Annotated in this window: 11 protein-coding genes; 4 read left to right on the plus strand and 7 right to left on the minus strand. The window is 58.6% G+C overall.

Going from position 1 to position 12,154, the window contains the following annotated elements; translation table 11 throughout:
- Positions 1 to 201: 201 nt before the first annotated feature.
- The 3 genes from G3M56_RS00205 to G3M56_RS00215 are packed head-to-tail and all read right to left on the minus strand — an operon-like array spanning position 202 to position 1,360.
- Positions 202 to 438 (minus strand): hypothetical protein, encoded by a 237-nt coding sequence (locus G3M56_RS00205; protein WP_164364907.1) that lies wholly within the window; start codon positions 436 to 438, stop codon positions 202 to 204.
- Between the two features lie 58 nt (positions 439 to 496).
- Positions 497 to 1,165 carry a hypothetical protein gene (locus tag G3M56_RS00210; RefSeq protein ID WP_164364906.1) on the minus strand — a complete coding sequence of 223 codons (669 nt, stop codon included), beginning with the start codon at positions 1,163 to 1,165 and terminating at the stop codon, positions 497 to 499.
- Between the two features lie 21 nt (positions 1,166 to 1,186).
- A complete protein-coding gene (locus G3M56_RS00215) occupies positions 1,187 to 1,360 on the minus strand; it encodes a hypothetical protein (RefSeq protein ID WP_164364905.1) in 174 nt (57 codons plus the stop codon).
- 260 nt (positions 1,361 to 1,620) lie between these two features.
- Between G3M56_RS00215 and G3M56_RS00220 the strand changes: the two genes are divergently transcribed.
- Together G3M56_RS00220 and G3M56_RS00225 are read left to right on the plus strand one after the other, a co-directional pair.
- A complete protein-coding gene (locus G3M56_RS00220; protein ID WP_164364904.1) occupies positions 1,621 to 3,774 on the plus strand; it encodes an AMP-binding protein in 2,154 nt (717 codons plus the stop codon).
- A gap of 45 nt (positions 3,775 to 3,819) precedes the next feature.
- Positions 3,820 to 4,911 carry an SAM-dependent methyltransferase gene (locus G3M56_RS00225; protein WP_164364903.1) on the plus strand — a complete coding sequence of 364 codons (1,092 nt, stop codon included), beginning with the start codon at positions 3,820 to 3,822 and terminating at the stop codon, positions 4,909 to 4,911.
- A gap of 441 nt (positions 4,912 to 5,352) precedes the next feature.
- On the opposite strand, the gene G3M56_RS00230 is transcribed toward G3M56_RS00225, so the two are convergent.
- The 4 genes from G3M56_RS00230 to G3M56_RS00245 form a co-directional block, all read right to left on the minus strand.
- Entirely contained in the window at positions 5,353 to 6,633 is a 1,281-nt protein-coding gene (locus G3M56_RS00230) for a transposase (RefSeq protein ID WP_235203493.1), read from the minus strand.
- Positions 6,623 to 6,772, minus strand: coding sequence for a hypothetical protein (locus G3M56_RS00235; RefSeq protein ID WP_164364900.1), 150 nt, complete (start codon positions 6,770 to 6,772; stop codon positions 6,623 to 6,625). The genes G3M56_RS00230 and G3M56_RS00235 overlap by 11 nt, the downstream gene beginning before the upstream one ends.
- Positions 6,773 to 7,156: 384 nt before the next feature.
- Positions 7,157 to 7,996 (minus strand): hypothetical protein, encoded by an 840-nt coding sequence (locus G3M56_RS00240; RefSeq protein WP_164364898.1) that lies wholly within the window; start codon positions 7,994 to 7,996, stop codon positions 7,157 to 7,159.
- A gap of 36 nt (positions 7,997 to 8,032) precedes the next feature.
- Entirely contained in the window at positions 8,033 to 8,413 is a 381-nt protein-coding gene (locus G3M56_RS00245) for a hypothetical protein (RefSeq protein ID WP_164364896.1), read from the minus strand.
- A 231-nt stretch (positions 8,414 to 8,644) separates the two neighbouring features.
- Here G3M56_RS00245 and G3M56_RS00250 point away from each other — a divergent pair, with 231 nt between their 5' ends.
- Together G3M56_RS00250 and G3M56_RS00255 are read left to right on the plus strand one after the other, a co-directional pair.
- Complete coding sequence (locus G3M56_RS00250) at positions 8,645 to 11,365, plus strand: valine--tRNA ligase (RefSeq protein ID WP_164364893.1); 2,721 nt, start codon at positions 8,645 to 8,647, stop codon at positions 11,363 to 11,365.
- A 112-nt stretch (positions 11,366 to 11,477) separates the two neighbouring features.
- Positions 11,478 to 11,903 carry a BLUF domain-containing protein gene (locus G3M56_RS00255; protein ID WP_164364891.1) on the plus strand — a complete coding sequence of 142 codons (426 nt, stop codon included), beginning with the start codon at positions 11,478 to 11,480 and terminating at the stop codon, positions 11,901 to 11,903.
- Positions 11,904 to 12,154 lie beyond the last annotated feature (251 nt).

A 12,154-nucleotide genomic window follows, 5' to 3' on the forward strand; every position in this document is an offset into this window, starting at 1 on the left:
CAAAATGGCACTGCGTCACTCTCCAGCCTCGCCGATGGCGAGGCTCATAACAGCCAGGGGGCAACGAGTCTCCGGCGAGTGCCACCCCAGTTAACCCCGTTCAGCCATCATCGGCCGAGCGCAGGGCTCCGCCAGAACGCCGGACACTCCCGATGGCCGCTCCCAACACGGCGAGACACCTTATACCATATGCATCCATGCTCAGTCCCCACCGCCCGAGCCAAAATCAGGGCCCGGTTCGGATTGATAATGAGGAATGCACTTCTTCAGCAAACGGATCAACGTCCAATGAAGGGTCAGGCAGGCGGCGCCAAAAGCCAGCATCACCTCCAGCAGCGAATAGCCACGGGGCATCATCAGCACAAACGCCCAAAAAAAGCACCCGCCCAAGCAGGCTAGCTCGATCACAACCAAGACAATCGTTCCAAGTACCTTCATAAACCGAGCTTGCCAGCGCCGCAGCCTCAGCTCGCGACGCCGGCATCAATGAGATCGATTAGGACGCTCCGGCCAATTCCTTGGCACGTTGCTGGCTTTTCTCGGAAAGCTTGGAGATATCAAAGGTCACCGTCCGCCCATTCTCCATCACCAAGGTGATGCGGTTGCCACTGAGCGACTGGAACTTGGCGGTGATCGTTTTCCCACCCTCCGCGCTTACCCACGATTCCATCACCGGCACCTCAGGCTCGGCAGAGATCTCGGCTCCCCCCCCAGCCATCATCCTGGCCGCTCTCTGCGCCCCTGAAACCAGCTTATCAAGGGGAACGGACATCTCGGTGCCGTTATCCTGCCGCTTGAGCACCATGGACTGACCGTCTTCGCTCAGCCGAACAAACGTTCCAAGGTAGACGTTGCCCGGGCCGAGAAGTTGCCAGGCATTGGCATACTGGTAGGGCTTTTGATCCAACTCTCCATCCAGCCCCTGCTTCACTAGCTTACGGACGCGGGAGAACTCCTTCGAGCCCTTCATATCCGCATACTTGCTGCTGGCAAACCACAAACTTTGGTCAGCAGAAACGATCACAGCTTTGGGAATCGTATGACCAAGCGACTTGTCCCGAAACCGTCCGACGACCACAGGTGAAACCTCCTGATACCGGACCTTGGCTTTGCTACTGATATAGACCACCACCGAATGACGGCGGAAATTCTTGAAGGCTGCCAAACTGGCAGCGTTGCATGGGCCTCAACTAGACGTTTCGTCAGTGAGCACGAATGCGAGCGCCTTGCCCTTTTCCTTGGCCTCGGCAATGGCTTCATCGAGCTGCTTCTCGCGGTAGACGTGCCGCGGCATTTCGAACCCGGCTTGAGCGCACACAGCGGCCGCCAGCAGGGCAATGACGGTTTGTTTGATCTTCATAGAACGCTGGTATGAACACGGCGCTAGATCAACACAAGCCGAAAGCTGGGATCATGCGAAAATTGGAAAGACCAACAGACACCAACCCGTCCTCGGCAAGCACCCAAATCATGACCATCCACGGCTGGTCATGGACAATCACCCAAAAAGCACCGTAATTACCTCAGTCCGAGGCTTGCCATCGCCCCGCACAATCAATCAACGTTTGGATTGCACGCTACCGGCAGTGCCTCCATGCTGCCCCCGATTTTTCGCCACCCATGAGCCAGATTATCACCATCGGATTCGACGAACTTCCATCCCACGGGGCACTCATCCTGCCCAACCGCCTGGAGTTTTCCCACCTCCTCCACCTGGAGAAGGAGCTCAGTGGCCGCCAGATCCTGTACTTGGCAGAGGACGGAGGCGCTTACGACGGACTGACTCAAACCCACCTTGAAAAGGAAGGCACCGACGCCGTGGCATTCGCCATCGACGAACCCGCACCGGAAGAACTCCTGCAGATCGTAGGCGATCACATCAAAGCCGGTGGTATGGCGGTATTCGTGCCGGGCAAGGTCACCGAACGCCGAGCCACCACCCAGACCGTGCGCCCACAGGCTCTGGAGGTCCTCACCAGCCTCAATGTGCCGGTCATTCCAGCGTTCGTCGAAACCCCGCGCAACACAGTGCTCGCCACCGAGTCCACCGACGACTACCCCGAGGCCATCCTCGTGCTCGGAGAAGAAATCCCGGCCGACAAGGCATCCCCCGCAGCGTTCCTCGAGAATGTCTACATCAGCGGAGAGGCCGCCTACGCCACGCTGCCCGTACTCAAAAAGAACCTGGCACGCGTCCTCCTCGAAGGACTCAAGCGCCACGCCAACAACGCCGGACTCATCGACGGCATGGACGGGTCCGAACTCGCCTACGGCCGCATCCTCGCAGCATCACTCGCTCTGGCAGGTGAGCTGAAGAAGCAGACGCAAAAAGAACGCGTCGCCATCATTCTACCTCCAGGCCGCGCCGGACTCATCGCCAACCTGGCGGTCGTCTTTGCCAACAAAGTCCCGGTGAACTTGAACTTCACCGCCGGAGCAGGTGCCGTGGAGTCTGCCATCCGCCAAGCCGATGTCGATAAGTTCATCACGGTGGATAAGTTCGTGCGCAAAATGCAGGCGTTCCCGTGGCCTCCAACCCGCGACCTCATTTTCCTCGAGCGCCTGCTTCCATCGCTCAAAGGGTCGATGACCCGCTGGTTCATCGCCAGCAAGTTCCTCTCGGCCGAGTTCATCGCCAACCGTCTGCAGCTGCCGAAAAAGGGTGGCGACCGCGAGGCCGTGCTGCTCTTCACCAGCGGCTCGTCCGGTGAACCCAAAGGCGTGGCGCTCAGCCACCGCAATGTGTTGGCCAACGTGAACCAATTCGGTGCGCGTCTCGACCTCCATCACGAAGACTCCGTTTTGGGCTGCCTGCCGCTCTTCCATAGTTTTGGCTGCACGGTGACGCTGTGGTACCCGGTGATCGAAGGCCTGACGCTGGTGACCTATCCGTCCCCGGCCGAGACGGTGAAGCTCGCCGAATTGATCGAGCAACACAAAGTCAGCCTGCTGGTGGCGACTCCGACCTTCCTCCGTGGCTACCTCCGCCGCGCCAAGCCAGAGCAACTTGAGTCGCTCAAGCTGGTCGTGACCGGAGCGGAAAAGCTGCCCGCCACGTTGCGTGAATCCTTCGCCAAGCGCTTCGGCAAAGAAGTTCTGGAAGGCTACGGACTGACCGAGACCTCACCGGTCACCAACGTCAACCTGCCAGACCCGACGCCAAAGCCCGATGACCAGGACCTCCCAGTGCTCCCAACCGCACGCGCAGGCTCGGTCGGCCACATGGTGCAAGGTCTCGCCATCCGCATCACCGATCCCGCCACCGACGAACCGCTCCCGATCGACCAACCGGGCATCATTTGGTTCAAAGGCGCCAATGTCTTCGGCGGCTACCTCAACAAACCGGAAACCAACGCGGAGATCCTACAAGACGGGTGGCTGCGTACCGGCGATATCGGCCGCCTCGACCACGACGGCTTCCTCTACATCGAAGGACGCCTCTCACGCTTCTCAAAAATCGGCGGAGAAATGGTACCTCACGAACGTGTCGAAGAACTCATCGTTCAAGCACTCGGACTCGAGAACCAGGACGAACGCTGCGTCACCGTCGTCGGCCTGCCGGACGAACAAAAAGGCGAGCAACTGGTGCTGCTTTCCACCGTTTCAGCCGGCAACCCGGGGCAGGAAATCATCGACCTTCGCTACCGCCTGCTGGAAATGAAAGTGCCATCACTCTGGATCCCGAAAACCATGATCCCCGTCAACGAGATCCCATTGCTGGCATCCGGCAAACTCGACATCCGCGGCTGCGAAGCTAAAGCCAAGGGCGAATAATCACACCACCCGGCCGCCCCTCCAAACCTCCCCAAATACAATTACGTGTCGTCTCAGTCCCCGCAATCCGGAGCATCTCCCCAAACCACCCGCCGCGTTCTCGACGACATGTTCGAAGAGAACCAGAACACAGTTCCGCTCGAGGACTTCGTACACACCGCCCTTCACGACGAAGAGATCGGCTACTACGCCTCGGCCATTGCCACTGTCGGGCGATCGGGCGACTTCTCCACCTTTGCCACCGCCAACAACGACCTGGCACGCGGGATGGCGGAAGCGATCCGCCGCTCTGGCCTGCGCGACATTATCGAAGTCGGTGCCGGCAGCGGCCAGCTCGCCCGTGAGGTGATCAAAGCGCTCGGCCTGAGCAGTCGCATCACCAAACGTCTGCGCTACCACATCGTCGACACCTCCGCGCCACTGGTTGAGCACCAGAAGAAGGCGCTACGCTCAGTCTTCCCCACCAAAGTTCAGTGGCATGACTCGGTAGCCGACGCATTGGAATGCATTGGCCGCCCCGCCTTCATCTTCGGCAATGAGTTGATCGATGCCTTCGCTCCCGTCGTGCTCATGTGGCGGGAAACCCAACAGAATTGGGCGGAGATTTGCCTCCACCGCAACGACGTCAACGGCATCGCCGAAATCGCCCGCACCACGAAGGATCTCGAGAACTTGCTCGGCGTCCCGGCTTCACAATTCACCGCGACCCAAACCGCCGCATGGCCGGGTGGCAAGCCGCCCTACCGTCAGCGCATCGAACTTCACGCCACGTTCCGCGACTGGTGGGAGGAATGGTCCACCGCCCTCCCGGAGGGCAGCGAAGTCTGCTGGATCGATTACGGCGACACCTTCCCCGAGCTCTACCACCGCGAACCAAATGGCACCCTGCGCGCCTACTTCCGCCACGAGCGCCTCACGGGCTCGGCGGTCTTCACCCGAATGGGCAAACAAGACATCACCAGCGATGTGAACTTTTCCGACATCCGCCAATGGGGCGAATCGTTCGGGCTCACCACCATCCACGATTGCCGCCAATCCGAATGGCTCGCCGCCCAGGGCATCCAGCTCACCACCACCGACGGCGCCCCTGCAGAAGAAGCCCACGACGCCTTCCGCGTGGTGGCGTTCAGGAAATGAGAGCGGGACGGGGCCGCTGGCGGCTCGTTTTAGGGAACCGCAGATTCCCCCCCCCCCGCGGATTCTATCTAATTCGCCTCCGCACGTCGTGGAGACTCCGCACCATGCCCGCGCAGCGCAGGAGGGACGGCATTCCTGCCGTCGAATCGGAGAACGCCGCCAGCTCGAGAACCTGGAACTCACCCCACCCCGCGACGACCACATGAGTGTGGTCGCTCCAGACGCTTCGCGTACCCTCACCACTCGTTATCCTCATCTTTATCCGAATCCTCATCGGAGCGCAGCGATCATTGCACCGGCGACGATTGCGATATCGATAAGAATTCCCCCACCGCACCATGCACGCACAGCGCGGGGGAGGACGGCAGGACTCTCGCTGTCTTTATCTTCTACAATCTCCGCGTCTTTGAGCCACTACCACAGTCTTTGGCATTCCGCGGGTCAGAACTGGCTACCCCACACTCGTTTGACTAGATTCTTCAGCGTGTAATGCGCCTCGTCGGCAATCCGACCATCTCCCCTCGGATCACGCATTTTTGTCGCGAACGTTTTCCTTCGCGGCGAGAAACACTCCGCATACCGCTCATGCGCGTGCTCGACGAACGACTTCGTCCCAATCACCACGCTATCACTGAAGTAACGTGTGCGACGCAGCAAATACTTCGTCACTCCCGGCTGCTCCGAATCCACCTCGGGACGCCCCGCTCGAACCAACAAACGCTGCTCGCGTGTCGCCTCTCCTCTTTCCACTGCCGACCTCGCCTCCTCATAGCGCGCCGCCAACTCCCTCTCAATCACATAGGCGATCAACTTACGGTACGTTTCTCGCGCCCTGTCATCACCTCGCTCCCAGCTATCCACCGGGCAATCCACCGCCTTGCAGATCCCGCGGCGTGCACGCCTACTCCCACCAACTTCGGCCTCGGCCCAGCCACACCAACGATACGCCACCGGATCATCCACCAGCCCTGCTCGCACCGGGTTCAGTTCAATATAGAGCGCCACGTTGCGCATCGCCTCATCACTGCCGATCAGCACACTCTTGAAGCGCGACATCCACAACGTCCCTCTGCGCTCATGACGCTTGTTATACCATCTGGTGAAACGCACTTTCACCGCGTTCATAAAGCGTGAAATGTCGCACATCCGCGCCAGCATCCGTTCGATCAGCTCAGCCCGCGCCTTCTCCTGACCACGCTCACCCAGCCGCTTCAACTGCTGGGCAAATTCATCCACCGCGTTCCGCGAGTACAGGCAGCTGATATGTTTGAGCAGCAGCTCTTCTCCGCCCGGCTCACGGAACTTTGCCAATGCCTTCTCCGCGTCCGGCACCACGGCCAACACGTGGAAATGGTTCCCCATCACCGCATAGGTCACCACCCGCACCATCGAGAACCTCGCCATCTTCCAGATCAGCTTCTTCAGAGCCTCCTTCTCCACATCATCGAAGAACACCTCGCCCCCAACCGTGCGGCTCATCACATGATAACAGGCATCCTCACCTTTCTCCCCCAGCATCCGCTTCTGCGGGCGCCTCAAATTCACCACATTCCCCTCCAGATCCTCGCTCACACCCCACCATCCTGCGCCAACATGCGCCGCCGTTTTCGCTTCAATCGCAACCAGCGCCTCCCGCGCCGCAGCACCCATACTTCCGAGCTTTTTCGCCGCTTTCATACCACCCGATACGCCGCCAACCAGCGTGTCGGACTCACTTGACACCTGCAGTCATTTTGCCCCAGCCAACTCCCGCCTCAGTCCAGCCACACCAACGAGACGCCACCGGATTCAGATCAATGTAAAGCGCCACGTTGCGCATCGCCTCATCGCTGCCGATCAGCACACTCTTGAAGCGCGACATCCACAACGTCCCTCTGCGCTCATGACGTTTGTGATACCACCTGGTGAATCGCACTTTCACCCCGTTCATAAAGCGTGAAAAGTCGCACATCCGCGCCAGGGACTCACTTGACAAGTGCAGTCATTCTATCACTACTTTCCTCAATCAGCATTTAAAGACTATTTGTCTGAATTCGCTCCTTTTGAAGCACGCTTTTCACTGAAATTAAAGGATTGATCACTCCGCTGTGATGCTTCTGTGTGCAGAACGTTTGCAGGCACCCGAGGCTTCCTCGGTGCTGGACCCGGTACCGTTGGTTTGGGCCGATTCCCTGACGATTGTGAGTTTCCACTCATACCTGTTTGGCTTGTTTAAAATCCTGCTAAATGAGCATTACGTCGCGCCCTATTTCTCCGAATCAGTAGACTGCTGCGATGCCTCTTTGCGCATATCGTTATCACCTACACGCGGCTTCCTAGGCGCAGGTCCCGGCACAGATGGTTTAGGTCTATTTTCTGATGATTGCGGACTTTCGCTCATACTAACAAAAGGGTCGGCTGATTTCAGTGGTAAGTCAACCTTTGAATAAACGACCACAGAGAAGGCCCACAACAAAAATACAAAGCTCAAGATACCCAGCTGAATGCCCCTTAGCACTGCATTCATGCGTCGCCGATTCACTTTTTGGTTTCCGACAGCAGCCTTCACATAGAGATCGGCCATCTGAGATTTCATTTCGCTCTCAGGATCACCGACCCAGACATGATTAAGCTCTTCCTTAACGCTCTCAATGTTCGATAAATGCTCTCTAATGTCGTTGGCATCTAGGCACTCATCCTGAAGGGCTATCAAGGTCTCGTCTGCGAAGCGTTGGACAAGTTGCACGTAACCTTGTCCCTTGTCCATGCTTGCCGCAAGCTCTCTAGCAGTGTGAACTATCTCAGCGGGATCCTTGAGATACTCATACGTGAACCCCCAGCCCAACACCCAGACAAGCTTAAACACAGCTAGGAGGTACAACACAGAGGCTACCACTGAAGGGATAAAAAAAGCATAATCAACGCCAGCGTTCCAGCCACCCTCACCCGCATACTGGGACCAAAGGAAGACGATTCCTGCACCTAGCAGGGCGAAAACTTTCACAAGAGCAATCACTCGCTCTCGGATCTTATCGCACCGATCAAGCTGATATTCGTACGACTCTTTCGCATGCTCAAAAATATACTGATCATATGGTGCGATCATAGTTTGAGAGATATTGCCCAATAACACAGCAGACCATCAAGCCAACGACGAATAAACCGCGACACTCTGCACACCCGACTGCTCATCGGCAAGCCATTTCACTCCGCCTCCACCAACTCCCGCAGATTCTCCCTCAAATGGACGGATTTCAGGCGGTTTCGCCCGACTCCCCACACATCCGGGGCACAACAAATCCCGCACGGCTGCAGCAACCACCGCCCCCTCGTCGTCTAGCCGCTGTGACTTGAAACACGCCTGCCAGAACACACCGGTCACGCCGTCTTCCTTGTTCGCGCGCGGGCAACCGGCCCATTCACGGACTTCATCACCCAGCCCAGATCTGACAACCTGACACTCGTCCCGTCCCCGCGTCGACCACATGAGTGCGGTCGCTCCATACGCGGCGCGTAATCCCATCGCTCCTTATCCTTATCCAAATCCTCATCGGAGCGCAGCGACATTCCGCCAGCGACGATTGCGATCTCCATAACGAGCCCCCCTTCAATACCACACTATACCCGCGCAGCGCGGGAGGGACGGCAGGACTCCCGCTGTCTTTATCTTCTACAATCTCCGCGTCTTTGCGTCTCTGCGTGAGCCACTACCTCAGTCTTTGACATTTCACCGGTCAGATCTAGTTTTCCCGTCATGGCAGGATCTCAGAACACCAACGAATTGCCGAAGGCCTACGAGCCGACGGATGTCGAAGAAAAGTGGCAGCGCCGCTGGATCGACGGCAAGTGCTTTAGCGGCAACCCGGCGTCGGACAAAGACGCCTATTCCATCGTGATCCCGCCGCCGAACGTAACCGGCATGCTCCACCTGGGACACGTGTTGAACAACACCATCCAGGACATCCTCGCCCGCCGCGCACGCCAGCAGGGCAAGGAAGTCATGTGGCTCCCAGGCTGCGACCACGCCGGCATCGCCACCCAGGTGCGCGTGGAAAAAGAACTGCGCAAAACCGAAGGCAAAACCCGCCACGACCTCGGACGTGACGCATTCCTCGAAAAAGTCTGGGAATGGAAAGAAGACCACGGTGGCATCATTTTCAAACAACTGCGCCGCCTCGGCTGCTCACTCGACTGGGAACGCGAACGCTTCACCCTCGACGAAGATTACACCGAGTGGGTGCTGCATGTGTTCGTCCAGCTCTTCAAGGAAGGCTTCATCTACCGTGGCAAGCGCATGGTCAACTGGTGCCCGATCTCGCTCACCGCGTTGTCGGACGAGGAAGTGATCATGAAGCCACAGCGCTCGAAGCTTTACACGATGCGCTACGAGATCGTGGATCGCCCGGGTGAGTTCTTCCTGATCGCCACCACGCGTCCCGAGACCCTCATGGGGGACGTGGCCGTGGCCGTTCACCCGAATGACGAGCGTTACAAAGATCTCATCGGCAAAAAAGTGCGCCGCCCATTCCCAGCCGCCGAAATTCCAATCATCGCCGACGAACACGTCGAGATGGAGTTCGGAACCGGTGCGCTCAAGATCACTCCTGCCCACGACCCGGCTGACTTTGAAATCGGCCAGCGCCACGACTTGGAAGCCATCGACGTCCTCACACCGGACGGCAAGGTCAACTGCCCTGAATGCCCTGAACTCCACGGACTCGACCGCTTCGCCGCCCGTAAGAAGGCTGCCGAGATGCTCGAAGAGATGGGCTTGATCGAAAAGATCGAAGACTACGAGAACAACGTCGGCTTCTCCGAGCGTGCGGACGTTCCTGTGGAACCACGCCTCTCGATGCAGTGGTTCCTCAAATACCCTGCCGTCGATGACGCTGCCGCCGCTGTCGCCAACGATGAGATCACCTTCCGCCCGGCCCGCTGGAAAAAGACTTACGCCCACTGGATGGAAAACCTCCAGGACTGGTGCATCAGCCGCCAGCTGTGGTGGGGCCACCGCATCCCGGTCTGGTACCGCAAGGAGAAGGCATTCGAACTGCGCGAAGCCGCATCGCTCGACGTCGCCAACCTCGAAGCCGGTGACCTTCACGTAGGCACCGAACCACCAGCCGATGCCGAAAACTGGGAACAAGACGCCGACGTGCTCGACACCTGGTTCTCGTCGTGGCTGTGGCCATTCGCCACCATGACCAAGGTCGGCGAGAAGAGCGACACGCTGAAGAAGTTCTACCCGACCACCGACCTGGTAACCGGACCGGACATCATCTTCTTCTGGGTTGCCCGCATGATCATGGCCGGCTTCCACTTCGAAGGGCAGAAGCCGTTCAACAACGTGTTCTTCACCTCGATTATCCGCGACATCAAAGGTCGCAAGATGTCGAAGAGCCTCGGCAACTCGCCGGACCCACTCGACCTCATGGCCGAGTACGGCGCCGACGGCCTGCGCTTCGGCTTGATGCGCATCGCCCCGACCGGTACCGACGTGAAGTTCGACGAGTCGCAGATCGGTGAAGGCCGCAACTTCGCTAACAAGCTCTACAACGCAGTGCGTTTCCGCCTTATGCAGGGCAACGCCGGCACGTCCAGCGACCTCGACATCACCGAACTCGAGCTGACCGATGTTCACATCGACATCCTCGCCAAGCTCGATCAACTCGCGATCGACCTGGAGAACGCCTACGCGGATTATCAGTTCAACACCGTCACCCAGGTGCTCTACCAGTTCTTCTGGAACGAGTACTGCGACTGGTTCGTGGAGGCCTCGAAGGGCTCGCTGCGTGAAGAAGAAGGCAGTGCCGCACGCACCGCCACACTTTGGGTCATCGACACCGTGCTCGAGCGCTTCCTTGCGCACTTGCATCCGTTCATGCCGCACATCACCGAAGAACTGTGGGAAACCCTCGGGTTCGCAGGTGACAGCGGCTTGCCGCTGATGCAGACCCCGATCAACACCACCCCGGTGCTCGCAAAGCTCGACGCTGCTGCAGTCGCCACCGCCAAGGCCACCGCCACCGCGCTCTACGAAACCGTGGGCCGTGCGCGCAACCTCAAGGCGGAGTACAACCTGGCATCCAACAAAAACGTGCGCTTCGTCCTGGCCCCGGCCGGCGATGCACCAAGCCAGGCCACGCTCGATACACTGCAACTCCTCGCAGGCTCCAAAGCTGTGGACGTCGACCCTAACTTCGACGCACCAAAGGGCACCCCGTCGGCGATCACCCCACTCGGCGCACTGACCATGCCGCTGGAAGGGTTGATCGACCTCGATGCAGAACGCAGCCGCCTCACCAAGGAGATCGGCAAAGTCGAAGGCGAACTCAAGAAGTCCCGCGGCAAGCTCAGCAACCCATCATTCGCCGAACGCGCCCCAGAGGCCGTCGTCAATACCGAGCGCGAACGCTTGAAAGAATGGGAGAGCAAACTCGCACAATTGCAGGAAATGCTCGCAGCCCTCGGCTAGAATCGCTTACGATCGATGGGTCGGCTCCTTGTCTGGAGCCGGCCCATTTTTCGTTTCCGGCAGCACCACCCCAATGGACCCTGAATTCCCAGAATCTGGCCCAATCTACCAAATGGCATACCTCAGCAAGCTCGCTGTGGCCATGACCCAGTCGGACATCGACCGATTGCTTAACAAGGCTTGGGCCGCCAACACACGCCGGGGAATCACCGGCGCACTCGTGATGGAGCGGGGCATGTTTTTCCAAATCCTGGAAGGTACCGAGGCTGAGGTGAGATCACTCTTCAAACTGATCTCGTCGGACTCACGCCACCGTGAAATCCAGCTACTCATGGAGCGCCCGGCGAACGAACGATTCTTCGATGATTGGGCAATGGCAGTATGCCGCCCCGAGGGCTCGAAGTTGAAGAATGGCTTCAGCGCGATCGAAGAAGCCGCGGCCTCGCCCAACCCGCGCGAAGCCGCAGCCAAGCCAATCGATGACTTTATGCACGTCTTGCGCGAACACCTGCTCCACGGCGAATCCACTACGGTTTAGCCTCGCTTGAATCACACGCCTCCCGTGGATTCGAACGCGCTGGTCGAAGCATCCGCATAAAATGTCAGATTTCTCTCATTTTCTTTGAACGCGGAGCATTCCTGCGGACATTCACCTGAGGCGATTGCATCCCGCAAGGAGTGTGAGAGCTTTTTCATTGTTTGTTTTGTTGGGCTTACACCCGGACTTCACGGTCCGGGTGTAAGTTTTTTTATGCCCAGCACTCTCCAGCCCGCGCCTACGCCCACTTC

Source organism: Sulfuriroseicoccus oceanibius, from assembly GCF_010681825.2.
Lineage (GTDB): Bacteria > Verrucomicrobiota > Verrucomicrobiia > Verrucomicrobiales > SLCJ01 > Sulfuriroseicoccus > Sulfuriroseicoccus oceanibius.

What these genes read in the sequence shown, in the direction of transcription:
- G3M56_RS00205 (WP_164364907.1), bottom strand. Translation starts at nt 438, where the DNA reads ATGAAGGTACTTGGAACGATTGTCTTGGTTGTGATCGAGCTAGCCTGC.
- G3M56_RS00215 (WP_164364905.1), bottom strand. Translation starts at nt 1,360, where the DNA reads ATGAAGATCAAACAAACCGTCATTGCCCTGCTGGCGGCCGCTGTGTGC.
- G3M56_RS00220 (WP_164364904.1), top strand. Translation starts at nt 1,621, where the DNA reads ATGAGCCAGATTATCACCATCGGATTCGACGAACTTCCATCCCACGGG.
- G3M56_RS00235 (WP_164364900.1), bottom strand. Translation starts at nt 6,772, where the DNA reads ATGTCGCGCTTCAAGAGTGTGCTGATCGGCAGCGATGAGGCGATGCGC.
- G3M56_RS00240 (WP_164364898.1), bottom strand. Translation starts at nt 7,996, where the DNA reads ATGATCGCACCATATGATCAGTATATTTTTGAGCATGCGAAAGAGTCG.
- G3M56_RS00245 (WP_164364896.1), bottom strand. Translation starts at nt 8,413, where the DNA reads ATGGGATTACGCGCCGCGTATGGAGCGACCGCACTCATGTGGTCGACG.
- G3M56_RS00250 (WP_164364893.1), top strand. Translation starts at nt 8,645, where the DNA reads ATGGCAGGATCTCAGAACACCAACGAATTGCCGAAGGCCTACGAGCCG.
- G3M56_RS00255 (WP_164364891.1), top strand. Translation starts at nt 11,478, where the DNA reads ATGGCATACCTCAGCAAGCTCGCTGTGGCCATGACCCAGTCGGACATC.